This is a genomic window from Parerythrobacter aestuarii, from assembly GCF_030140925.1.
GTDB classification, from domain to species: Bacteria; Pseudomonadota; Alphaproteobacteria; order Sphingomonadales; family Sphingomonadaceae; genus Parerythrobacter; species Parerythrobacter aestuarii.
On record NZ_JARBWD010000001.1, the window covers coordinates 1,689,795 to 1,712,953 of the forward strand.

Annotated in this window: 18 protein-coding genes and 1 tRNA gene; 8 read left to right on the forward strand and 11 right to left on the reverse strand. The window is 61.5% G+C overall.

Going from position 1 to position 23,159, the window contains the following annotated elements; genetic code table 11:
- Positions 1-40: 40 nt before the first annotated feature.
- Positions 41-1,006 carry a bile acid:sodium symporter family protein gene (locus tag QPW08_RS08255; protein ID WP_284125254.1) on the forward strand — a complete coding sequence of 322 codons (966 nt, stop codon included), beginning with the start codon at positions 41-43 and terminating at the stop codon, positions 1,004-1,006.
- Here the strand turns inward: QPW08_RS08255 and QPW08_RS08260 are convergent.
- Positions 987-2,057 (reverse strand): DUF475 domain-containing protein, encoded by a 1,071-nt coding sequence (locus QPW08_RS08260; RefSeq protein WP_284125255.1) that lies wholly within the window; start codon positions 2,055-2,057, stop codon positions 987-989. The genes QPW08_RS08255 and QPW08_RS08260 overlap by 20 nt on opposite strands.
- Before the next feature lie 73 nt (positions 2,058-2,130).
- Positions 2,131-3,000, reverse strand: a complete 870-nt coding sequence (gene panB, locus QPW08_RS08265) for a 3-methyl-2-oxobutanoate hydroxymethyltransferase (protein WP_284125256.1) — start codon at positions 2,998-3,000, stop codon at positions 2,131-2,133.
- A gap of 136 nt (positions 3,001-3,136) precedes the next feature.
- Here panB and QPW08_RS08270 point away from each other — a divergent pair, with 136 nt between their 5' ends.
- The 4 genes from QPW08_RS08270 (at position 3,137) to QPW08_RS08285 (ending at position 8,645) form a co-directional block, all read left to right on the forward strand.
- Positions 3,137-4,576 (forward strand): sodium-dependent transporter, encoded by a 1,440-nt coding sequence (locus tag QPW08_RS08270; RefSeq protein ID WP_284125257.1) that lies wholly within the window; start codon positions 3,137-3,139, stop codon positions 4,574-4,576.
- A gap of 98 nt (positions 4,577-4,674) precedes the next feature.
- Positions 4,675-6,252: an amino acid permease gene (locus QPW08_RS08275; RefSeq protein WP_284125258.1), complete on the forward strand. Its 1,578-nt coding sequence runs from the start codon at positions 4,675-4,677 to the stop codon at positions 6,250-6,252.
- A 109-nt stretch (positions 6,253-6,361) separates the two neighbouring features.
- Positions 6,362-7,159: an ImuA family protein gene (locus QPW08_RS08280; RefSeq protein WP_284125259.1), complete on the forward strand. Its 798-nt coding sequence runs from the start codon at positions 6,362-6,364 to the stop codon at positions 7,157-7,159.
- Positions 7,041-8,645: a DUF6504 family protein gene (locus QPW08_RS08285; protein ID WP_284125260.1), complete on the forward strand. Its 1,605-nt coding sequence runs from the start codon at positions 7,041-7,043 to the stop codon at positions 8,643-8,645. Before QPW08_RS08280 ends, QPW08_RS08285 begins: the two co-directional genes overlap by 119 nt.
- Here the strand turns inward: QPW08_RS08285 and QPW08_RS08290 are convergent.
- Complete coding sequence (locus tag QPW08_RS08290) at positions 8,642-9,061, reverse strand: PilZ domain-containing protein (protein ID WP_284125261.1); 420 nt, start codon at positions 9,059-9,061, stop codon at positions 8,642-8,644. The genes QPW08_RS08285 and QPW08_RS08290 overlap by 4 nt on opposite strands.
- A 166-nt stretch (positions 9,062-9,227) precedes the next feature.
- Positions 9,228-9,962 (reverse strand): carbonic anhydrase, encoded by a 735-nt coding sequence (locus QPW08_RS08295; RefSeq protein ID WP_284125262.1) that lies wholly within the window; start codon positions 9,960-9,962, stop codon positions 9,228-9,230.
- Positions 9,963-10,217: 255 nt separating this feature from the next.
- On the opposite strand from QPW08_RS08295, the gene QPW08_RS08300 reads away from it, so the two are divergent.
- The 3 genes from QPW08_RS08300 to QPW08_RS08310 all read left to right on the forward strand — a co-directional run bounded on the left by QPW08_RS08300 (position 10,218) and on the right by QPW08_RS08310 (position 16,660).
- The gene (locus QPW08_RS08300; RefSeq protein ID WP_284125264.1) at positions 10,218-11,462 is read left to right on the forward strand and encodes a putative DNA modification/repair radical SAM protein; all 1,245 of its coding nucleotides are present in this window, start codon (positions 10,218-10,220) and stop codon (positions 11,460-11,462) included.
- Positions 11,459-12,904 carry a UdgX family uracil-DNA binding protein gene (locus QPW08_RS08305; protein WP_284125265.1) on the forward strand — a complete coding sequence of 482 codons (1,446 nt, stop codon included), beginning with the start codon at positions 11,459-11,461 and terminating at the stop codon, positions 12,902-12,904. Before QPW08_RS08300 ends, QPW08_RS08305 begins: the two co-directional genes overlap by 4 nt.
- A 126-nt stretch (positions 12,905-13,030) precedes the next feature.
- Positions 13,031-16,660 (forward strand): error-prone DNA polymerase, encoded by a 3,630-nt coding sequence (locus QPW08_RS08310; protein ID WP_284125266.1) that lies wholly within the window; start codon positions 13,031-13,033, stop codon positions 16,658-16,660.
- Positions 16,661-16,672: 12 nt separating this feature from the next.
- Here the strand turns inward: QPW08_RS08310 and phoB are convergent, their stop codons facing one another.
- From phoB to QPW08_RS08345, 7 genes are all read right to left on the reverse strand, one after another.
- Positions 16,673-17,362, reverse strand: coding sequence for a phosphate regulon transcriptional regulator PhoB (gene phoB / locus QPW08_RS08315; RefSeq protein ID WP_284125267.1), 690 nt, complete (start codon positions 17,360-17,362; stop codon positions 16,673-16,675).
- Positions 17,363-17,441: 79 nt separating this feature from the next.
- Entirely contained in the window at positions 17,442-18,110 is a 669-nt protein-coding gene (gene phoU, locus QPW08_RS08320; protein WP_284125268.1) for a phosphate signaling complex protein PhoU, read from the reverse strand.
- Positions 18,107-18,877 (reverse strand): phosphate ABC transporter ATP-binding protein PstB, encoded by a 771-nt coding sequence (pstB, locus tag QPW08_RS08325; RefSeq protein ID WP_284126319.1) that lies wholly within the window; start codon positions 18,875-18,877, stop codon positions 18,107-18,109. The genes phoU and pstB overlap by 4 nt, the downstream gene beginning before the upstream one ends.
- A 14-nt stretch (positions 18,878-18,891) precedes the next feature.
- Entirely contained in the window at positions 18,892-20,154 is a 1,263-nt protein-coding gene (gene pstA / locus QPW08_RS08330; RefSeq protein WP_284125269.1) for a phosphate ABC transporter permease PstA, read from the reverse strand.
- Positions 20,147-21,532 (reverse strand): phosphate ABC transporter permease subunit PstC, encoded by a 1,386-nt coding sequence (pstC, locus tag QPW08_RS08335; protein ID WP_284125270.1) that lies wholly within the window; start codon positions 21,530-21,532, stop codon positions 20,147-20,149. The genes pstA and pstC overlap by 8 nt, the downstream gene beginning before the upstream one ends.
- Positions 21,533-21,682: 150 nt before the next feature.
- Positions 21,683-22,918, reverse strand: coding sequence for an ATP-binding protein (locus tag QPW08_RS08340; protein ID WP_284125271.1), 1,236 nt, complete (start codon positions 22,916-22,918; stop codon positions 21,683-21,685).
- 119 nt (positions 22,919-23,037) lie between these two features.
- Positions 23,038-23,112: transfer RNA gene (locus tag QPW08_RS08345), tRNA-Glu, on the reverse strand.
- Positions 23,113-23,159: the final 47 nt, after the last annotated feature.

A 23,159-nucleotide genomic window follows, 5' to 3' on the forward strand; every position in this document is an offset into this window, starting at 1 on the left:
CTCGACTCCCCGCCTGGAAAGCGGCAGGGGAAGAGTGGCCATGGCGTCTTGGTTCTCCCTCCTGCGCGATCCGATGATCGCCGTATTGCTCCTCGCAACTGCACTGGCGATCGTTTCCCCTGCAAAGGGGGAAGCGCGCGAGATCGCGGCGGGGATATCCAACGCAGCGATTTTCCTGCTCTTTCTTGTTAACGGCATGCGGATCGCCCGGCGGGAAATTTGGGCGGGCGCGCGCAACTGGCGGTTCTTCCTCCCGCTCGGGCTTTGGGTATTCGGAGCAATGGCGCTTGCCGGACTTGGATTTTCGACTCTGGCTAGCGAAGCGCTGCCCCCACTGGTTGCGCTCGGTTTCCTCTATCTTGGTACGCTCCCTTCGACGATCCAGTCAGCGACTTCCTACACCACCATGGCCGGCGGTAACGCCGCTCTCTCGGTCATCGGGGCAGCCCTCATCAACATCGTCGGTGTTTTCATCAGCGCGCCCTTGTTTGCACTGCTGGGCGGAGGCGAGGCGGCCGATGTAGGAAGCGGTGTGATTACACGTATCGCACTGCTGCTGATCCTGCCGTTTGTGATCGGCCAGGCCGTGCAGGGGCTGACGTGGGACTGGATCAGCCGCCATCGGAGCCGGATCGTTTGGCTCGACCGGATTGTGATCGGAATTGCGGTTTATGTCGCGTTTTCGGGTGCAGTCGAACAGGGCATCGGCCAATCCATCGAGCCGCGCGGATGGGCCATACTGCTTGGCCTGGTCATCCTGTTCCTGCTGCTTGCCAACATCGGCGTATGGTGGCTGAGCCGTTTGCTGCGTTTCCCTTTCAAAGACCGGGTCGCGTTTCTATTCGCGGGGAGCCAGAAAAGCGTGGCGATCGGCGCGCCGTTGGCGGCGTTGCTGTTTCCTCCAGCAGATGCAGGCTTCGTAATCGCGCCCCTGCTGCTCTATCACCTGATCCAGTTGATGGCGGCAGCACCGCTTGCGACAGTGCTCAGCCGTTCGGAGCGATAGGCCCGTCGCTCTGGTGCTGGCGATTGTGCCGGATCGACCACCACAAGGACAAGCCGATCAGCATGGCGCCGATCAGCCCTGTGACGGTTTCCGGAATGTGCACCTTGGCCGAGATCAGCATGATCGCGCCCAGGACGATAATGGCCCAGAATGCCCCGTGTTCAAGGAAGCGATATTGCGCCAGCGTGCCCTTGCGGACGAGGTGGATCGTCATCGAACGGACGAACATGGCGCCGATCGATAAGCCAAGGGCAATCACCACCATGTTGTTGGACAAGGCGAACGCACCAATGACGCCGTCAAAGCTGAAGCTCGCATCGAGCACGTTAAGATAGAGGAATCCGCCAAGCCCGCTGCGCACGACTGCGCCTGCGAGACGCTGCTTCTCTTCATGCAGTTCCAGCATTGTATTGATACCTTCGACTGCAATGAAGGTCACCAGCCCGAGGATACCCGAGACGAGGAAAGTCAGGGCTTCGGACGGGTCGAGCAGCGTCGAAATCCCCCACAGGGTGAGCAACAGAACTGCGATCTCGGCAGCCGGCAGGGCTGCGAATTTTGACAGCTGGCGCTCGAGCACACCGATCCAGTGGATGTCCTTGTCGAGATCGAAGAAGAACTTCAGACCGACCATGGCTAGGAAAGCGCCGCCAAAACCGGCAATTCCGACGTGAGCCGAGCTGACAATCCGCTCATATTCTTGCGGGTCGTTGAGCGATAAGTGGATGGTTTCGATCGGACCGAGCCCCGCAGCAATGGCAACTATTGCCAACGGGAACACAATCCGCATGCCGAAAACTGCAAAGGCAATGCCCCAGGTCAGGAAGCGCCTTTGCCAGACCTCGTCCATCTCCTTGAGCACAGACGCATTCACGACCGCGTTGTCAAAGCTCAGCGAAATCTCGAGCACGGAGAGGACGACGATGATCCACAACATGCTGGCGGTGCCAGCGACTGTACCAGTGCTTTCCCACCCGTACCAGACGCCAAGGCCCAGGCAGAGCAAGGTAAAGAAGAACGAGAAGCCGTAAAAGCGCCAGAGGGTCTGCATGGGTGGTCAGCTAGAACCTTTGATGCCGTCGGACAACGGTTTGCTTGTGACCTTCCCCAATGCCGGCTGTCGCCTACTTGGGCTGGTAGGTCTGGTCTTCACCCGGGAAGGTGCGGGAACGGACTTCGTCGGCATAGGTCTTTGCCGTCTGCTCGATAATTTCCGCAATGGCGTTGTACTTCTTTACGAAGCGCGGGACGCGTTCGAACATGCCCAGCATGTCTTCCGTCACCAGCACCTGGCCATCGCATCGGGCCGAGGCACCAATGCCGATGGTAGGGCAACTGACCGCCTCGGTGGCCGCAATGGCAATCGGTTCCACCACTCCCTCGATGACGATAGCGAAGGCACCGGCTTCATCCAGCGCCTTGGCGTCGCTGACGATCTTGTCCGCCTCGGCATCGCTCCGACCGCGTGCCATATAGCCGCCAAGGACATTGACCGCCTGCGGGGTCAGGCCGACATGGCCCATCACCGGGATGCCGCGCTGGTTGAGGAAGGCGACCGTTTCCGCCATCGCTTCCCCGCCTTCGAGCTTGACCGCTGCGGCACCACTTTCCTTGAGCAGGAAGCTGGCGCTTTCGAAGGCGTGCTGCGGCGATTGCTCGTAGGATCCGAACGGCATGTCGACGACAACGACCGAATGATAGCTGCCCCGGACGACCGCTGCGGCGTGGTCGGCCATCATCCGCAAGGTCACCGGAATTGTCGATGGAAGGCCGTAAATGACCTGGCCAAGGGAATCCCCGACCAGCAGCAGGTCGCAATGAGCATCGAGCAATTGCGCCTGCCGAGCGGTGTAGGCGGTCAGCATAACCAGAGGTTGTTCGATCTTGCCATCCTGCTTTCGCGCACGGATGCGTGGCACCGTCAGCCGCTTCATCGGTGCAGGGGTCGGATTGGCGCGGCTCGTGCTCGTATCGAGCTGGAATGTTGTCGACATGGGAGCGGATTAGCGTTGCTATGCGGCAAAGGCAAAGCATCCCCCCTTGGCGAGCGCGGTATTTTCTTGCACTAAGGCCATATCAAGAGAGCGTGCCCAAGGGCCTGGGCTGGCGCATCGAGGGGAATTTTCACACATGGTAGCAGCAGCATCTGCAAGCGGCGCTTCGCGCGACGGGTGGTCTTCGCGTTCGGCATTTATCCTTGCCGCAATCGGCGCGGCCGTGGGCTTGGGCAACGTTTGGCGTTTCCCGACTCTGGCCGGAGAAAGCGGCGGCGGAGCCTTCGTGATTTTCTATATCGCCTGCGTTTTCCTGCTCGGCCTTCCTTTGGTGCTGTCGGAAATTTTCATCGGGCGCGCGGGTCAGACCGACGCGGTGGGATCGATCAAGAAAGTGGCCGAGGATTCCGGTGCTTCACCCCGCTGGTCGATCTTCGGTGCGATGGGTGCCGTCGCGGCATTCCTCATCGTTTCCTTTTACTCCGTCGTGGCGGGCTGGGTTCTTTATTATGCAGGCGTGATGGGCTGGGACCTGTTGCAGGCCATCGGTTCAGGCGAACCGTTCCGCGGAGCGCTGGTGGGTGAGAGCCAGGAAATGATCCAGGGCCGCATGGGCAATCTCTTCGCCAGCCCGGGAATGCTGCTATCGATGCACCTGCTGTTTATGGGTCTGACTTTATGGATCGTGGCGCGCGGGGTCGGCTCCGGGATCGAAAAGGCAGCGACGTGGCTGATGCCAATGTTCTTCGTGCTACTGGTAGGTATCACCATCTATGGCGCGGTGGTCGGCGACATGACCGACGCGATCAAGTTCCTGTTCACGCCTGACTGGTCGAAATTGACGCCTGCGGTAATGAACTCGGCACTGGGGCAGGCGCTGTTTTCGCTGTCGCTCGGTGTTGCGGGACTGATCACATACGGTTCTTACATCCAGGAAGGCAGCAAGCTCGGTTCGACTTCGGCGGCGATTGCGATTGCCGATACCAGCGTGGCGCTGATTGCCGGGATGATGATTTTTCCCATCGTCTTTGCCGTTGGCCTGGACCCCGCGGCGGGGCCGACCCTCGTGTTCCAGACGCTGCCCTTCGCGTTCCAGTCGATGCCGGCGGGTGCCTTGATCGGCTTCCTGTTCTTCGTCCTTATCCTTGTGGCAGCTGTGACCAGCTCGATCTCTCTGCTCGAAGTTCCGACAGCATGGGGCATCGGCGAACGTGGCTGGAGTCGGCACAAATCGGCGCTGATTTTTGGCGGCGGGGCATTCCTGATCGGGATCGCTTGCCTGCTTGGCTACAATGTCTGGGCGGACGTGCGCCTACTGGGATTCTGGTCGCTGTTCGAGAATACCGACATCCTCGATACGGTGGATGGCTTTACGGGCAAGGTCATGCTCCCGTTGGGTGCGCTCCTCACGTCGATCTTCGTTGGCTGGAAAGCCGACCAGAAGATGGTGCAGGACGTGACAGGTCTCACCGGGCCTATGTTCGGGGTGTGGCGTTTCCTGATCGCCTGGTTGTGCCCGCTGGCGGTCGGCATCATCCTTGTTACCGGCCTGTTCCCGTCGGTTCTGGGGGGATGATTTTCTCCATTGGCGTGCGCATAATTCGGGAGTAGCTCTCGCTTTCGACTGGCAGGGCGAGAGGGTCTCGCTGCGGGTCGGTGGGAGCTCTCCCGGTTATGTTTCTTGATCGTGTAAAACCGCTCGATGCGATCCTTGCGACCGCTCAAAAGAAATCGCTGCATCGCTCGCTCGGGTGGCTGCAACTGACGCTACTGGGGATCGGCTGCGTTATCGGCACCGGCATCTTCGTTCTCACTGCAGTCGGGGCCCAGAAAGCGGGTCCGGGCCTGATGGTGGCTTTCGCCATTGCCGGGGCGGTCTGCATCGTGGCAGCGCTCTGCTATGCCGAGATTGCGGCGATGGTTCCTGTTGCGGGGAGCGCCTATACCTACAGCTATGCCACTATGGGCGAGTTCCTGGCGTGGACAGTGGGTTGGGCGCTGATTATGGAATATGCGATTGCCGCCAGTGCCGTGTCGGTCGGATGGTCGGGATATTTCAGCGGTACGATCCTCAACGAATTCTTTGGTATCCAGTTGCCCGCCTGGCTCAGTGCTGGGCCTTTGGCACTTGGCGGTGCTGAAGGCGGGTTTGTCAACCTGCCGGCATTGTTCATCGCGCTGGTTGTTACTGGCCTGCTGGTGATCGGGACCAGCGAGAGCGCCAAGGTCAATGCGATCCTCGTCGCAATCAAGGTCACGGCACTGACCGCTTTTATCGCGCTCACGTTGACTAGTTCGGAATTCAGCGCCGAGAAGTTCAACCCCTTCCTTCCTGCGGGTCTGTTCGGGGGGTGGGGTACCGGTGTTGGAGCGGTCGGTGCGGCGGCGACGATGTTCTTCGCCTACGTTGGGTTTGATGCGGTTTCGACTGCCGCAGAAGAGACCAAGGACCCCCAGCGGAATGTGCCTATCGGATTGGTGGGGTCGCTGCTCTTTTGCACTGTGTTCTACATCCTAGTGGCTGCCGGAGCGATCGGGACGCTGGGCGGTCAACCGATCATGGATGCCGCCGGTTTCCCGCTTGAGGCCGGGTCGGCTGAATTGGCGCGGCAATGCGCCATGCCAGAACACGCCGGTGCGCTGGTGTGCTCGAACGAAGCATTGGCACATGTCCTGCGGGCGATTGGTTTCTCCGGTATCGGTAATATGCTCGGCATCGCGGCTTTCCTGGCTTTGCCTTCGGTCATTCTCGTGCTGATCTTCGGACAGACCCGTATCTTTTTCGTGATGAGCCGCGACGGTTTGCTACCGGAAAGGCTCAGCGCCGTGCACCCGAAGTACAAGACTCCGCACGTGGTGACGATCCTGACCGGGCTTGCTGTTGCCATCGGTGCGGCGTTTTTCCCGGTTGGCCAGCTGGCTGACATTTCCAATGCCGGCACGCTCTATGCCTTCCTGATGGTTGCAGTGGCAGTGATGGTGTTGCGCAAACGGGATCCCGACCGCCAGCGACATTTCCGTGTGCCGTTTGTGTGGGTGATTGCGCCGCTGACGATCATCGGTTGCGTCCTGCTGTTCTTCAACCTGCCCAGTGCAGCGATGCTTTTCCTGCCGGGTTGGGGCCTGATCGGCATTGTGATCTACTTCGCCTACAGCCGTGGCCGGAGCCATCTGGGCCGCGGGATTGTCGAGGTTGTCGACGATGTTGCAGGCGAGGAGACGATGGTTCCCATCCATCCGGACCAGCCATAGTTTTTGGTGCATTGTGAGATCAGGGCCGTCCTCGGGGCGGTCCTTTTCGTATGACCATTGCATATCCAGGCGCGATGGAACATAAACGGAACATACGAGTAGATTCGCCATGCGCCCGACAGACACCCTGCCAGCGCTCCCGACTCTGGGAAGCGCCGATATCGCCGCCCTTTCGGCGGCGCGGAGCAATCGCTGGCGTCCGGGTCTTGCCCGGCAGGGGCAGTTTGCACGGCATAGCGAGGTTTTCGCCAGCGCGCGTGAAGCAAGCGGGGCGGGGGTGGCACTGTCGCTGGCACTGGACGAGCTGCGCTCGCGGGTTTCGGGCGAAACCGATGAGGCGGAGGATCGCCGGGCGATCATCTGGGTGCAGGACCGGCAGGCGGCGCGGCTGACCGGACGACCGTATCGCCCGGGCCTGCCGCAGGCGATCCGACACCGGCTCATCCATGTGCTGGCAGACAAGCCGCAAGACCTGTTGTTCGCGCTCGAGGAAAGTCTGCGCTGCCGCGAGGTGGCCTGTGTGATCGGCGAACTGGCCGGCAATCCGAAGGCGCTCGATTTCACCGCTTCGCGTCGCCTCAGCCTCGCGGCAGAAAAGCATGGCGTGTCGCTGTGGCTGGTGCGGCTCGATGCCGCGCGCGATCTTTCGTCCGCCCGCCTCAGGTGGGACGTGACCAGCGCGCCATCGCCTGCCCCCGAATGGAACCCGCAGGCTCCGGGCATGCCGAGCTGGAAAGCCGAACTGTTCCGGGCGCGCAGCCATGCGCCGGGCAAATGGATGATGCGTGATGACGGTACAGGATGTGTCGCCAGTCGCCCGCACCACAATGACGGCAAGCGATCCGCCCCGGCGAATCCTTTCCATCTGGTGCGCGCGTCTCGCGATCGATCGCTGGCGGCTTGCTGAAGGGTGCGAGCGGGGGGAAGGGCCAGACGCCGAACCGCTCGCGCTGATCACCGAGACCGCCCATGGCCCGCGGATCGACGCGGCCAACAATGCTGGCACCGCTGCCGGTGCGCGCAAGGGGATGATGCTGGCCGATGCGCGGACGCTGTGTCCGCAGCTGAAAGTTGCTCCCTCCGATCCCGCCGGCGATCTCGATGCGCTGGAGAAGCTCGCGCTGTGGGCACAGCGCTGGGGGCCATGGAGCGCGCTCGACCCGCCCGACGGAGTGATCGTCGATGTCGCTGCGGTTGCGCACCTGTTCGGCGGGGAAGCGACGCTGCTGGCCGATGCGCAGGCGCTGTTCGAGAAGCGCGGGATCACCGCCCGGCTCGCCATTGCACCCACTGCGGGGGCGGCCTGGGCGTTGGCGCATCATGGCCCGCCGCGCAGCATCCTGTCGCCCGATGACGATATGGCCACGCGCCTGTCCGAACTGCCTGTCGCAGCACTGCGGCTTGACGACGATGTCATCACCATCCTGCGCCGCCTGGGCCTCAAGAAACTCGGCGAACTGGGCTCTGTCGGCCGCGATGCACTGCTGCGCCGGTTCCGCAACCGCCGTTCGCCCGCTGCCAACCCGCTGGTGCGGATGGACCAGCTGCTGGGCAAGGTGCCGGAACCGCTGCTGCCTGTCATCGCCCAGCATGATCCGCTGGTCCAACGGCGCCTGCTGGAGCCGATCCGGCATCGCCAGCTCCTCGACCAGGTGCTGGCCGACTTGGCCGAAGACATGGCGCGCGAGCTGGAAGGGCAGGGCAAGGGCGCCCGACGGCTCGAACTGGGCCTGTGGCGGGTCGATGGCGAAGTGGTGGTGCGGCGGCTCGAACTCGCCGCCGCCACCCGTGATCCGGCGCATATCTGCCGCCTGTTTTCCGAGAAGCTCGAGGGGATCGACGCCGGTTTCGGGATCGAGACCGTGCGCTTGCGCGCCAGTTGGGCCGAGCCGCTAGCGCTGGCGCAAGGGGATATCGAGCAGGCGGCAGAACAGCATGGCACTTCGCTCGCGGCTTTTATCGACCGGCTGACCACGCGACTCGGCGCTCAAGCGGTGCGGCGTCCGATACCCTATGGCAGCCACATCCCCGAACGGGCCCAGCGCTGGCAGCCCCCGCTGGAGTCGCCGCCAAGCGAGCAGGAGGAACTGCGCTTCCACACCCGCCCGCTCAAGCTGCTCGACCGGGCCGAGCCTATCGCAGTTCTCTATGCCACCCCCGATGGCTATCCCCAGCGCTTCCGCTGGCGCGGCAAAGTGCATGAGGTGACCCGCTGCGAGGGGCCTGAACGAATCGCGCCGGAATGGTGGCGCGAACGCTCGACTGTGCGCCTGCGCGATTACTACCGGATCGAAGACAGCAAGGGGCGGCGCTACTGGATCTATCGTCACGGCATCATCGGCGATGGGCGGGGTGGCTTGCCCGAATGGTTCCTGCAGGGTCTATGTGCCTAGCCGCCAGCGACCAATCCCCTGCGCCCACGCCGTGCAACAGGGATGTTGCCGAAGTTTGCAATCGGACCCGATTCCACTTCCTCAATATAGACAGTCGCGTTGAACACGGCCTGCGGGATAGGCCGCTCGAAAACGAAGCCGCACCGGCCATCTTCCGTCCACACCACAGTGCCGAAAAATTCGCGCCCGTTCCAAGAGAGTAGGCCCGACACACCTTTCGCAGGAGGAGTTTCGGTATCAAAGCGAGCCCCTGTGCGAGAGAGGTCCGACAGGACCACATCCAGAACCCCGCCATGCGTTTCGAAACAAGCTGGGCAATGCACCGTCTGGCGCTGCATCTTGCGGCGTTCTTCCCGCACCGGCTCTGTCAGTTCCTGCCCCCCTGACAGCATGGCCATCGCCTGCATCCTGTTCATCTGTGCACCCCGTTTTTCCTTATGGGACCGGAATGCCTTGCAATGGTTACCCATGGGGCAGCGTAAATGGTTAGCGGCGCAGGAAGGATACAAAGAAAGGCCCGCCCCATGACGTCACGATCACAAGGCGGGCCTGATATATCCTGCAGGCAGGATGGGGGGGATCTTACTCTGCCGGTGCAACCAGCAAGCGGTTGCCAAGCGGCTGCACGGAACGTGCCGACGGGCCAAGCGCTTCATACAACGCTTCGATCTGTTCGGCGCTGGCGGTCATGGTATTGCTGGCGACATGCCAGTTGACGCCTTCGCTGCACGGCGGCGTGGTGAGCGAACCCATGTAACGATAGACCGTGAGATCGGCCGGGATCATGGCCGAAGTGTCGAGCATTACATCGGTGCCGGCGCCGGTGGTCATGGCGGCGATGATCTTGTCGAGTTCCGGGTTGGCATCGCCTTCCACGAACATGACGCCAATGACGCCCAGCGCGCCGTCGTCGGTGGCATGCACGAAGTGCGCAACCAGCGGGTGACGCTCTCCGTCGAAGGCGTGTTCTGCCGGAGTGTGGAAGTGTACTTGCAGCAGGTTGAAGTGCTGCGTGCCCGAATGCATGAACTGGCCCGGTGCGAAGTCGACCTGGACCTTCTCTTCACCCACGACCAGCTTGCCACCGGTGGCGCCGTAATTGGTCATGACGGTGATATTGCCGATGACCTTGGACGAGCCGAGATCGATCGGTGACTGCATGTCACCGGCATCGCACATCGCATAGTCGGGGTTCACCTTCGACCATTCTTCCGGGGTCGTGCCATCGCCAAAGTTCCAGTCCTTGCCATGATGGTCAAAGGCGAAGGCGGGTGTGGCAGCAAGCGCGGTGGCTACGAGAAAAGCAACGGGTTTCATATCCTACTCCTACTTGGCGAGAGTATGGCGGGAGTAGGGGCCACACGCTCGCATCTTGCGAAACTAATTGGCCGATACTGTGAAGGTGTTAATCGGCCTGGTGTTGCGTCCGACATCACGAATGCTTGTGCATTCGCCAGAGGGGCCCGGTCCGTGCCCCCAATACGCCATCGGAAAACCTTGGTTCCCGGCTTTCGGCTAGGAGTTGCAAATTTTGAACTGGTGCGTGTGCAGGAAGGAACATATAAAGAACATATGTCCGCTCAGACGATCCTTCAAAAGCTCGAAATCCTTGCAGATGCGGCGAAATACGATGCCTCCTGCGCATCGTCAGGCACGGCGAAGAAGAACTCTCTCGGCGGGAAAGGTATCGGCTCGACAGAGGGGATGGGCATCTGCCACGCCTATGCGCCTGATGGTCGCTGCATCTCGTTGCTCAAGGTACTGCTGAGCAATCACTGCATCTTCGACTGCCATTATTGCATCAACCGCAAGAGCAGCAATGTCCGCCGTGCGCGCTTCACGCCGCAGGAGATCGCCGACCTCACCATCAGTTGCTACAAGCGCAACTATATCGAAGGGCTGTTCCTCTCTTCCGGCATCATCAAGAGCTCCAACCACACGATGGAACAACTGGTGGAGGCAGCGCGGATCCTGCGCGAGGAGTATGATTTCCGTGGCTACATCCACCTCAAGTCGATCCCCGAGGCCGACCCGGAGTTGATCAGGCAAGCCGGGCTTTATGCCGATCGCCTCTCCATCAATGTCGAACTGCCGACCGAGGCCGGGCTGACGCGGCTCGCGCCGGACAAGGATGCACGCCAGATCGAAGGCGCCATGGGCGGAACCAAGTCGGCGATTATCGAGGCGAAGGATGCGAGGAAGCGTTTTCGCCACGCGCCGCGCTTTGCCCCGGCCGGCCAGTCGACGCAGATGATCGTCGGGGCGGACGGGGCGAGCGATGCCGATATCGTCGGCAAGGCGAGTGGGCTCTACGGCACCTTCGGGCTGCGGCGGGTCTATTACAGTGCTTTCAGCCCGATCCCTGATGCCAGCGCGGTACTGCCCCTCAAGCGTCCGCCGCTGGTGCGCGAACACCGGCTTTACCAGTCGGACTGGCTGATGCGCTTCTATGGCTACCAGCCCGGCGAGATCGTGCAGGCGGCGGAGGCCGACGGGATGCTGCCGCTCGATATCGACCCCAAGCTGGCCTGGGCGATCAAGTTCCGCGAACACTTCCCGGTCGATGTCAACCGCGCGAGCCGCGAGCAATTGCTGCGCGTGCCGGGGCTGGGGACACGGGCGGTCGGCAGGATACTGATCGCGCGGCGGCACCGGACCTTGCGGCTTGAAGATGTCGCGAAGCTGACGGTTTCGCTCGCCAAGGTGCGGCCCTTCATCGTCACCTGCGACTGGCGACCGACCTTGTTGACCGACCGCGCCGATTTGCGACGGATGCTCGCGCCGAAGCAGGAACAGCTGGAGTTGTTTGCGGCATGACCGCCCTAAACGCTCTTGGGCAAAACGTCCGCCTCGGCGCCTATTACGCGGTCAACCTGCCGCGGCCCGACGACTTTACCTTCTGGCGCGAGCGGGCGCGGCAGCTGGTGCAGAGCGATGTCCCTCCTGACCGGGTGGCATGGACCCTGCCGGGTGGTCCGGGCGACTTGTTCACCGGTGGAGATACGCGGCTGCCGGTCCCGCCTGCCGATGCCCGGCCGATCCGGGCCAGCAAGCGTTTCCTGCAGCTGGCACGCAATGCCGCGCTGCATTCGGACCCGGAGCGGTTCGCGCTGCTCTATCGGCTCGTCTGGCGGCTGCAGTCGAATCCGCGGCTGATGGAGGACTCGACCGATGGCGATGTCCGCCGCGTGGAAGAACTCAACAAGGCGGTGCGGCGCGACAGCCACAAGATGCACGCATTCGTCCGCTTCCGGCAGGTGAAGGAAGAGGGTGGCGGCGAACACTATGTCGCCTGGTTCGAGCCCGAGCATCACATCCTGCGCGCCAATGCCGGGTTCTTCAAACGCCGTTTCGCCAATATGCGCTGGTCGATCCTGACCCCGCGCGGGACGCTGCACTGGGATGGGCAGGTCATGCGCGAAGGGCCGCCCGCGCAGAAAGGCGACGCACCGCAGGGAGATCCGGCGGAAGACCTTTGGCGGACCTATTACGCGTCGATCTTCAACCCGGCGCGGCTGAAGGTCGGGGCGATGCTCTCCGAAATGCCCAAGAAGTACTGGAAGAACCTGCCCGAAGCGTCGCTGATCCCCGAACTCATTGCCGGGGCACAATCGCGCGAGGCAGCGATGGTAGCGGCGGGCGCACGCGATGTGGTGGAACGGCCCGACAATCTCAAAGCCATCGATCGCGCGATCCACCAGTGCCGCCAGTGCGATATCGGCTGTCTCGATAATCAGGCGGTGATGGGCGAGGGGCCTCATGACGCCACTTTGATGATCGTCGGTGAGCAACCGGGGGAGCAGGAGGATCGCGCCGGCCGGCCTTTCGTCGGGCCGACCGGGCAACTGCTTGATCGCTACCTCGAGCAAGCCGGGATCGAACGGCGCAGCGCCTATGTCACCAATGCAGTGAAGCACTTCAAGTTCACGATGCGCGGCAAGCGTCGCCTGCACCAGTCGCCGACGGCCAAGGAGATCGATACCTGCCGCTGGTGGCTGGAAAGCGAGCGCGCTTTGGTGCAGCCGAGGATCGTGCTGGCGCTGGGAGCGAGCGCAGCGCGCGGGATGCTGGGCAAGACTGTCAGCATGGCCAAGGTGCGCGGCGCCCCGATGGTGCTGGAGGACGGCAGTGAATTGTGGGTAACGGCGCACCCTTCTTACCTCCTGCGCCTCGATGGTGCGGCACAGGAGGAGCAGGCGGCGCTGTTCGCACGCGATCTCGCTGCGGTGAAGGCGCGGTTGGGGGAGTTGGGAGCGTGACGCGCTCACAAACCTTGTCCGTCGCCCCTGCGAAGGCAGGGGCCCATATATCCTCGCAGCAACTTGCAACCGTTATCTGGATCCCTGCCTGCGCAGGGATGACAGCGCGCTGAGGGCCTGTCCGTCATGCCCGACCAGCCCCTAACCCCCGACAAGCGCCGGATCGAGCTCGATCCCGATGCGATAGACCCACCGCCCCGTGCAACTTTCGTGGAACTGGGGCTGGTGAGTTGCTTCAGCTTCCTGCGCGGGGCGAGCGATGCAGTCGACCTGGTGATGACCGCCCACGCCCATGGCTATGACGCGATTGGGATTGCTGACGCCAACACCATGGCGGGCGTGGTGCGGATCCATACCGAGGCGCAGACGCTCAAGCTACGCCCGGTCATCGGTACGCGGATCGAAACGGTCGAGGGACTGTCCTTCCTGGCCTATCCGAAAAACCGCGCCGCCTATGGCCGCCTGTGCCGCCTGATCAGCGCCGGTCGGATGGCGACGCTCGATGGCGAATGGCAGGTGAAGGGCGAGTGCGACATCTCGCTCAGGATGCTGGCCGAGCATAGCGAGGATGTGCAGCTGATCCTGCTCCCGCCGGACGATCTGGAGACGGAGTTCACCATTGAAGTGGAGAGCAACGTAGTCCCCTTCCGTCACCCCGGACTTGATCCGGGGTCCCACTGCACTTCGGGCGCAGCGCAAAAGGAAGTGGGACCCCGGCTCGGGGGCCGGGGTGACGAGAGAGTTGAGTTCAAGGGCAAGTTTCCCGATCTCCTGCCCCATCTCACCCGCCAGCTACCCACGTTTCGCCACCTCGCCGCGAGCTATCTTTATCGTGGCGATGACCTTGCCCGGATCGACCGGCTCGATGCGCTCGCGAGGACCAATAGTCTGACCATTCTCGCGACAAATAACGTTCATTATCATGTGCCTGAACGGCGTCCCTTACAGGATGTCATGACCGCGATCCGCCACAAGACGACCGTCGCCAGGGCCGGACACCTGCTGCATGGCAACGCCGAGCGCTATCTCAAGCCGCCCGAGACGATGCTGCACCTGTTCGCCCGCTGGCCACACGCCATCGCCGCAGCACGCGAAGTGGCAGATACCTGCAATTTCAGTCTCGAAGAGCTCAGATATGAATATCCGCAGGAGATCTATCCTGACGGCATGACGCCACAGCAATTCCTCGAGAAATCGGTCTGGAAAGGCTCGAAAACGCGTTATCCCAATGGCTTACCCGAGAGTGTGCGTGATACCCTGCTGCGCGAACTGGCGCTGATCGAAAAGCTCGATCTCGCGCGCTACTTCCTCACCATCAAGGATATCGTTGATTTTGCACGCGAAGGTGTCTCGCCGCCGATCCTGTGCCAGGGGCGGGGCAGTGCGGCGAACTCGGCAGTGTGCTTCGTGCTTGGGATAACCAGCGTAGACCCGGCCAGGCACCAGCTGCTGTTCGATCGCTTCATTTCAGAGGAGCGCAAGGAACCGCCCGATATCGACGTCGACTTCGAACACGAGCGGCGCGAAGAGGTTATCCAGCATATCTACAGCAAGTACGGTCGCCACCGTGCAGGGCTGTGCGCCACGGTGATCCACTATCGCCCGCGCATGGCGATCCGCGAGGTTGGCAAGGCGATGGGCCTCAGCGAGGATGTGACCAGCGCGCTGTCGCGCACCGTCTGGGGCGGGTGGGGGCGCGAGATCGGCGAAGACCATGTCGCCGAGACCGGGATGGATGTTAGCGATCCGCAGCTGAAACGGGTTCTGACTCTCACCCGGCAAATGATTGGAATGCCGCGACATCTATCCCAACATGTCGGCGGGTTCATCCTCACCGAAGGCGCGCTGACGGAGACCGTGCCGATCGGCAATGGCGCGATGCCCGACCGCAGCTTCATCGAATGGGACAAGGATGACATCGAAGCGCTTGGCATCCTCAAGGTCGACGTGCTGGCGCTGGGGATGCTGACCTGCATCAGGAAATGCCTCGATCTGCTTGAAAACCATCATGAAAGGCGGATCGAACTGGCCACAGTCCCGCGCGAAGATCCCGAGACCTATGCCATGCTGCGCAAAGGGGATTCGCTGGGGGTGTTCCAGGTCGAAAGTCGGGCGCAGATGAACATGCTGCCGCGCCTGCGCCCCCGCGAGTTCTACGACCTGGTGATCCAGGTCGCGATTGTCCGTCCCGGGCCGATCCAGGGCGACATGGTGCATCCCTATCTCAAGCGGCGGCGCGGGGCGGAAAAGGTCGTGATTCCAGCACCTTCGCCTGAGCATGGCCCGCCGGACGAGCTCTCCAGCATCCTCGGGCGCACGCTGGGCGTGCCGATCTTCCAGGAGCAGGCGATGAAGATCGCCCTCGATGCGGCAAAATTTTCCAGCCTGGAAGCCAACCGCCTGCGCAAGGCAATGGCAACCTTCCGCAGCCGCGGCATGGTCGACGAGTTGCAGGACATGATGGTCGGCCGCATGGTCACCCGTGGCTATGATCCCAACTTTGCCGAGCGCTGCTTCAACCAGATCCGTGGTTTCGGTGAATACGGCTTCCCTGAGAGCCACGCAGCGAGTTTTGCGCACCTGGTCTATGTCTCGAGCTGGCTCAAATGCCATTTCCCCGCCGCCTTCGCCTGCGCTCTGCTCAATTCGCAGCCAATGGGGTTCTACGCTCCGGCGCAGATCGTACGCGATGCGGCCGAGCATGGCGTCACGGTGCTGCCGGCTGACGTCAATCATTCGGATTGGGACTGCACGCTGGAGCAGGTGGGTGAGGCACGCGATGCCCGCGAGGGTCGTTTCGACCGTCACATCGCGCTGCGCCTGGGCCTACGGCAGGTCGATGGCTTGCCCGAGCATGTGGCGGCCCAGCTGATCGCAAACCGCGAAAGTCAGGGGTTTTTCGATGACGTCATGACGTTGCGGGATCGTGCAGGCATCGGCCCGGCGCATGTCGAACGGCTCGCCAGCGCGGACTGTTTTGGATCGCTGGGTCTGTCACGACGTCAGGCGCTGTGGGATGCCCGCAGCTTGCTCGCCGGGCCCGATCTCCCGCTGTTCCGTGCGGCACAGGAGCGTGATGAAGGGGCGGAACGACGTCAGACCGTCTTGCCCGCGATGCCGCTGAGCGAGGAAGTGGTGGCGGATTACCAGACCATGCGGCTGAGCCTGAAGGCGCATCCCATGGCCTTCCTGCGCCCTGAACTGGCCGAACGTGGCTTTGTGCGAGCCTGTGACCTCAGGGATCGAAAGTTCCGCAGCATGGTGCAGGTCGCCGGTGTAGTGCTGATCCGCCAGCGCCCGGGCAGCGCCAAGGGTGTCTGCTTCATCACCCTCGAAGACGAGACGGGGGTGGTAAACTTGGTCGTCTGGCCCGATCTCAAGGAGAAGCAGCGCAAGGTGGTGATGGGTTCACGCCTGATGGAGGTGCGGGGGCGCGTGGAATATGACGACGAGGTAATCCACGTGATCGCCCATCACATGACCGATGCCACCCACCAGTTGGCGCGCCTGTCCGAAGACATGCTGCAGGCACCGCTCGCGAGAGCCGACCATGTCAACAATCCCCTTCCTGAAAAACACAATTTAGGAAAGGGTTTAGGCGCTGAAGTTGTCACGACCTACGATCCGGTCGAACCGTGGCAGGAGGGCACCGGCGCACAAAAGATCCGTCCCCGCGAACTGATCGACGAATTGCCACCGACGCGCGGTCATCCCCGCAATGCGCGAATCATTCCCAAGTCACGCGATTTTCACTGAGGAAGGGTCGCCTCAGGCAGATTCGAGCGAGTAACCAGCAGAGCGCACCGTACGGATCGGGTCGTCTGCCCCGGGCACCTCAATTGCCTTGCGCAGGCGGCGGATATGCACATCGACCGTGCGCAGCTCGATATCGCTGCCGGTACCCCACACACCGTCGAGCAGCTGGTTTCGGCTGAACACGCGGCCAGGGCTCTCCATGAAGAATTTAAGCAGCCGATATTCAGTCGGGCCAAGCTGCAAGATTTCACCCCGGCGCTTCACCTTGTGCGCAACCGGATCGAGATGAATGTCGCCGACCTGGATGGTCTCGCCAGCGAGCGCCGGGCGAATGCGCCGCATGACGGCGGCAACGCGGGCCAGCAGTTCACGCGGGCTGAAAGGCTTGGTGACATAGTCGTCAGCCCCGGTATCGAGCCCTCGAATGCGGTCATCCTCGGCCTCGCGCGCGGTCAACATGATGATCGGGACATGGGCGGTCGCCTTGTCGCGCCGCAGGCGCCGGCAGACCTCAATGCCGCTGGTTCCTTCGATCATCCAGTCGAGCAGGATCAGGTCCGGCACATCCTCGCTGGCAAGCAGCAAGGCCTCATCACCGTCACCAGTGACGCGGACCTGGTAGCCTTCGTTGGTGAATCGATATTCCAGCAGCTCCGAAAGAGCAGGATCATCCTCCACCAGGAGGAGTTTGGCTGACGGCACTTCTACCACCCCATGTAATTACCTTGGCGATGGCTAGTAAGGCAATCCAGCGTCAGGATTGTTTCAACGGTGACAGTTTTTAGTCAGCGTCAGCCGGATAATCTCCGGTGACCGCAAAGTGCACCATTTCGGCAACATTGGTCGCATGGTCGCCGATCCGCTCGATATTGCGTGCGATAAAGAGCAGCTGTGCGGCGCTGGAGATCGTCGCAGGATTTTCCACCATGTGACTGACAAGGTTGCGGAAAATGCTGTTGTAAAAGGCATCGACCTTCTCGTCGGTGGCAATTACCTCGAGCGCCAGTGCCGCATCACGCGCGGAATAGGCAGTCAGTACGTCATGAACCATTTCAGCGGCAATATCGGCCATGGCCGGCAGCAAGGTAAGCGGCTCGAACCGATCATGACCTTCAATCCGGCCGACCCGCTTGGCGATGTTCTTGGAATAGTCGCCAATCCGCTCGACAACGCCGGCGATCTTCAAGGCAGCGATGACCTCACGCAGGTCGTCGGCCATTGGCGCACGCAAGGCGATGATCCGCACCGCCAGCTTGTCGACTTCGGATTCGAGTGCATCGATTTCCTTGTCGCCTTGCACGACCTTGGCTGCACGCTCTTCGTCGCCCTTGACCAGCGCCGCGAGGGACTCCTGCAAAGCGACCTCGGCTAGCCCACCCATCTCTGCGATCAACCCGCGCAGGCGGGTGATGTCCTCATCAAAGGCTTTTACTGTGTGTTCCTGGCTCATCCGTATCGTCCGGTAATGTAGTCTTTTGTACGCTCTTCCAGAGGATTGGTGAAGATTTCTTCGGTGGGGCCATATTCGACCATTTCACCAAGGTGGAAGAAGGCCGTGCGCTGCGAAACGCGGGCGGCCTGCTGCATGGAGTGTGTGACGATCACAATGGCATAGTTGCCCTGTAATTCGTCGATCAATTCTTCGATCTTCGCTGTCGCTATCGGATCGAGCGCAGAGCATGGCTCGTCCATGAGGATCACCTCTGGATCGACTGCAATGGCTCGGGCGATGCAAAGGCGCTGTTGCTGCCCGCCGGAAAGAGCCGTGCCTGACTCCTGAAGGCGATCCTTCACTTCGTTCCAAAGGCCTGCACGCTGGAGCGAGCGTTCCACGATACCGTCGAGCTCGGTCTTGTCATTGGCAAGGCCATGGATGGTCGGGCCATAGGCGATGTTGTCATAGATCGACTTGGGGAAGGGGTTGGGCTTCTGGAAAACCATCCCTACTCGTGCCCGCAGCTGCACGACATCCATGCTGCTGCCGTAAATGTCCTCGCCATCGAGTTCGATGGTTCCTTCGACGCGAGCGGTGGGAATGGTGTCGTTCATACGGTTAAGGACGCGCAGGAAAGTCGACTTGCCGCAGCCCGACGGGCCGATGAATGCCGTCACGAACTGGGCCGGGATCCCGATGGATACATCGTTGATCGCGCGTTTGTCGCCATAATAGACCGAGACATTGCTTGCCCGCATTTTCGGGTTCGTCGGCTGTTCCATGTCGTGGATGATGGTCACCAGGTCTTCTCGAATTTGTTGCGGAGGTAGATGGCAAGGCCGTTCATAAGCAGCAGGAACAGCAGGAGCACGATAATAGCGGCACTGGTCCGCTCGATGAAGCCGCGGTCGATTTCATCGGACCACAGGAAAATTTGCACCGGTAGGACGGTGGCGGGCGAGGTGAAGCCATCAGGCGGGGTTGCGACGAATGCCCGCATGCCGATCATCAACAGTGGTGCGGTTTCGCCCAGCGCCCGGGCCATGCCGATGATGGTACCAGTCAGGATTCCGGGCAAAGCCAGCGGCAGGACGTGATGGAAGACGACCTGCACCGGAGAAGCACCGACGGCCAACGCCCCGTCGCGAATCGATGGGGGAACCGCCTTGATGGCATTGCGCCCGGAAATGACAATCACCGGCATGGTCATGAGCGCGAGCGTCATCCCGCCGATCAGCGGCGCAGAACGCATGTTGGGGAACATCCAGAGGAATACTGCAAGACCCAGCAGACCGAAGATGATTGAAGGAACTGCTGCCAGATTGTTGATCGAGACTTCGATGATGTCGGTCCAGCGGTTCTTGGGCGCATATTCTTCGAGATAGACTGCGGCCAGCACACCGATGGGGAATGCCATCACGAGTGTCACCAGCATGGTAAGCATCGAGCCTTTGAGCGCGCCCCAAATACCCACCATTTGCGGATCGGTCGCGTCAGATCGTGTCAGGAATCCCTGGTCGAAATTGGCGTCGAGCTTACCTTCTGCCTCCAGCTTGCTGGCCAACTGCTGGATTTCAGGTGTCCCTTCGCCATCCACACCTTGCGCTAGGTCTCCCGATGCTGGGAGCCAGAAAACGGTTTCCTTGGCCATCAGAGAAGGGTCGGCAACGATCTGCTGGGCGACTTCCCGCCAGGCCTCGTCGCTGACCTCGGCCGCACCTTCAGCGCCCAATTCCTGGGTGGCAGCGAAATCGACGACCTGCGGCAAACCCTGCAACTGCAGCGATTGAACGGCACCTGTCGCCTTCAGCGTCTGCGCGTCTGCGGCAATGCCAGATTCCGCCAGATTGATGGGGACCCTTAACTCATCGCGCTGAAACCCGGAAATGCCGGTCAACAGCATGTTGCCCAGCAGCAGGATGAGGATGGCGACGGAAAATGCAATCGCGCCAAGCCCGATCAGCTTGAAGCGCTTCTCTGCGGCATAGCGCTGCTTCAGGCGCTTCTCGAACGCCGGCGTGCGAGTGGGCCCGCCTTCGGTGGGTGCGGAACTATTCATAGGCTTCCCGGAACCGCTTGACGACGCTGAGCGCGATGAAGTTCAGGCCCAGTGTGACCATGAACAGGACAAACCCCAGCGCGAAGGCGCTGAGTGTGGCGGGATGATCGAAGCTGCCTTCACCGGTCAGCAAGGCAACGATCTGCACGGTCACCGTGGTCATGGCTTCGAGCGGGTTGGCGGAGAGATTGGCGGCGGTCGACGCGGCCATCACCACGATCATGGTTTCGCCTATCGCACGGCTGATGGCGAGCATGACCCCAGCGACGATCCCGGGCAGGGCGGCGGGGATAAGTACACGCTTGATGGTTTCCGACTTGGTCGCACCCATGGCCAGGCTGCCGTCGCGCATCGCCTGCGGGACTGCGGCGATGCTATCGTCAGCCATGGATGACACGAACGGAATGATCATCACGCCCATGACAAGCCCCGCAGCCAGTGCGCTTTCGCTCGAGGCATTCGAGATGCCGACGGAAATCGCGATATCGCGAATAAAGGGTGCCACGGTCAGCGCTGCGAAATAGCCATAGACCACGGTCGGGACGCCGGCGAGGATCTCAAGCGCAGGCTTGAGCCACTTGCGCCACTTCGGATTGGCATATTGTGTGAGGTAGATCGCGCTCATCAGCCCGAGCGGAATCGCTACGATCATGGCGATGATGGCACCGATAAAAATCGTGCCCCAGAACAGTGGGATAGCACCATAGCGATCGCCCTGCGGCGCGTCCGGATTTGCCATGGGGTCGGGATTCCAGCTGGTCCCGAACAGGAAGTCTATCGGCGAAACCATCCCGAAGAACCGTATGGTCTCGAAAATAAGGCTCGCAAGGATACCGAACGTCGTGAGGATCGCGACCAGCGAAGCGACCAGAAGGATCACCATCACACCTTTTTCGACCCGATTACGGGCATGAAAATCGGGCTTGAGCCGGGTGTAAGCCCACAGGCCTGTAACGACCGCGATGCAAGCCGCCAGTGCGGCGCCGATCCAGTTGTAGAAGGAGATTGCTTCGCGAAACGGTTCGACCAGTCCGCTTGCAGCGGGATTGAAGACACTAGCCGAAGCGCCCGTCGCCACGGCGCGGGCTTCTGCGAGCATGGTATCGCGCTGAAATCCGAAGGCGGGCAGGGCCTGTGCCGCCGGGTCGGCCATAACCGACTGCAGCACCAGCGAGGGGGCCAGTGAGCTCCAGATAATCGCGAAAAGGATCATCGGTATGCCGACCCAGAGAGCGACATACCAGGCATGATAATTGGGGCGTGCCAACATTCGGCGATCGGGTGACGCCCTCAGGAAAGACCATGCCCGAGCGCGACCAGCCAGCCAGCCTGCAAGCCCGAGGGCAATAGCCAAGAGAAGGAGGAATGCTGGCGACATTACCTGAATACGTCCCTGAAGGTTTCCAAGTGAATCCGTGGCTCGATTATCCGGGCGATCTGTAGCGATCCCTGCTGCGGACCTGGGCCAGCATTCATCCCCTGCGCCTTGATGAAGCTGTATGACAGATTGATGACAGTGCGCATCGGATCAGGCCACCTTGTCATCCGGTTCTGGCAAGGGTCGCCCGATCGCCGCCATTTCCGTTTCGTTCCAGCGCGGAATGCGAACGGTGATCGTCGTGCCTACGCCCGCTTCGCTGGCAATATCGAGCCTGCCCCTGTGACGCTGCACGATATGCTTCACGATCGCCAGTCCGAGCCCGGTCCCGCCTGAGGCAAGGCTGCGACCTGGATCCGTGCGATAGAAGCGCCGGGTCAGATGTGGCAAATGCTCGGCACTGATGCCGGGACCGCGATCAATGACTTCCAGCTTGGTATCGCCATTGGCGGCGGTTGATAGCCGTACAGTCACCGGCGATTCCGCTCCGCCGTACTTGAATGCATTGTCGACGAGATTGCGAACCAACTGTTCGACCTGCTGTTCGTCCCCGGCAATCGGATACTCACCGGCGAGGTCGAGTTCCAGCCTGCCGTCGCGCTCTGACGAGATCGAAACATCGCGCGATGCCCGCTCAACCAGCTGTCGAAGGTCGACCCGCGACTGTGGCCGCTCATGCTTTTCAGCCTCGATTCGTGACAGCGACATCAGGTCGCTGACAAGCGCCTGCAACCTGCGAGCTTCGCGATGGATGGTATCGAGAAACTTCTTGGCCGTGGACGAGTCAAGGTTCTCTGGCGCTTCGCTGAGGGTTTCGACATAGCCTATGATCGAAGCGAGTGGTGTGCGCAGTTCATGGCTGGCGTTCGCGACGAAGTCGGTGTGAGCGCGACTGATATCGACTTCGGCTGTCTTGCTAACCAGTTCCAGGACCGCCAGTTCGTTTTCCATCTGATAACGTGAGAGACGCCAGATATCCTTGGGTCGCACAAGCCCGGTTATGATGGCCTCACCAGCAGTCTTGCGATCGACCAGCGACACCGCTTCGGGATGGCGCAAGGCAACTCTGACATCCTGACCGATGATGTGCTTGCCCAGGATATTACGTGCCGAACGATTGGCAATGATCACGCGGTTGCGTTCTGTGAGGAGAAGTGGTGAGCCGGAATGCTCGATCATTTCGGCCATCCCTTCGCGTGAGAAGGGTGTCTCCTGAGGCCTTGCAATAAGCTCTCGCGGGGTCGGCCTGACCAGCCATAGTGAACCCGTCCAGACGACCAGCGCCAGGAAAGCGAGCAAGGGATCAACCCCTGCGAGTGCGAGCACGACTGTCGTCGATACTGCCAGAGCAAAGCCAGACCAGGGAAAGGAATCACCCGCTTCCATGTTTGCGGGCCTTAGTGATCTTGGCAGGGTGGTTCCAGCCGGGCCGTGGACAAAGCCGTGTATTGCGCGAGATTGCGCGAAAAATGGATGCTCAGCGATGTTTGAAATGCGCCTCCGGGTGGTGACCCGTACGGGAATCGAACCCGTGTTTCAGCCGTGAAAGGGCCGCGTCCTAACCGCTAGACGAACGGGCCAAAGGTGCCCATCCCGGAGGCGAGCCGCGCAATTAGGGATGTGAATT

Bases quoted from the DNA above. Each gene is read 5' to 3' on its own strand.
- QPW08_RS08305 (WP_284125265.1), top strand. From the start codon at position 11,459: ATGACCGCCCTAAACGCTCTTGGGCAAAACGTCCGCCTCGGCGCCTAT.
- pstA (WP_284125269.1), bottom strand. From the start codon at position 20,154: ATGAATAGTTCCGCACCCACCGAAGGCGGGCCCACTCGCACGCCGGCG.
- QPW08_RS08270 (WP_284125257.1), top strand. From the start codon at position 3,137: ATGGTAGCAGCAGCATCTGCAAGCGGCGCTTCGCGCGACGGGTGGTCT.
- QPW08_RS08310 (WP_284125266.1), top strand. From the start codon at position 13,031: ATGCCCGACCAGCCCCTAACCCCCGACAAGCGCCGGATCGAGCTCGAT.
- QPW08_RS08260 (WP_284125255.1), bottom strand. From the start codon at position 2,057: ATGCAGACCCTCTGGCGCTTTTACGGCTTCTCGTTCTTCTTTACCTTG.
- QPW08_RS08285 (WP_284125260.1), top strand. From the start codon at position 7,041: ATGACGGTACAGGATGTGTCGCCAGTCGCCCGCACCACAATGACGGCA.
- QPW08_RS08275 (WP_284125258.1), top strand. From the start codon at position 4,675: ATGTTTCTTGATCGTGTAAAACCGCTCGATGCGATCCTTGCGACCGCT.
- panB (WP_284125256.1), bottom strand. From the start codon at position 3,000: ATGTCGACAACATTCCAGCTCGATACGAGCACGAGCCGCGCCAATCCG.
- QPW08_RS08300 (WP_284125264.1), top strand. From the start codon at position 10,218: ATGTCCGCTCAGACGATCCTTCAAAAGCTCGAAATCCTTGCAGATGCG.
- pstB (WP_284126319.1), bottom strand. From the start codon at position 18,877: ATGGAACAGCCGACGAACCCGAAAATGCGGGCAAGCAATGTCTCGGTC.
- pstC (WP_284125270.1), bottom strand. From the start codon at position 21,532: ATGTCGCCAGCATTCCTCCTTCTCTTGGCTATTGCCCTCGGGCTTGCA.
- QPW08_RS08255 (WP_284125254.1), top strand. From the start codon at position 41: ATGGCGTCTTGGTTCTCCCTCCTGCGCGATCCGATGATCGCCGTATTG.
- QPW08_RS08290 (WP_284125261.1), bottom strand. From the start codon at position 9,061: ATGAACAGGATGCAGGCGATGGCCATGCTGTCAGGGGGGCAGGAACTG.
- phoU (WP_284125268.1), bottom strand. From the start codon at position 18,110: ATGAGCCAGGAACACACAGTAAAAGCCTTTGATGAGGACATCACCCGC.
- QPW08_RS08340 (WP_284125271.1), bottom strand. From the start codon at position 22,918: ATGGAAGCGGGTGATTCCTTTCCCTGGTCTGGCTTTGCTCTGGCAGTA.
- QPW08_RS08295 (WP_284125262.1), bottom strand. From the start codon at position 9,962: ATGAAACCCGTTGCTTTTCTCGTAGCCACCGCGCTTGCTGCCACACCC.
- QPW08_RS08280 (WP_284125259.1), top strand. From the start codon at position 6,362: ATGCGCCCGACAGACACCCTGCCAGCGCTCCCGACTCTGGGAAGCGCC.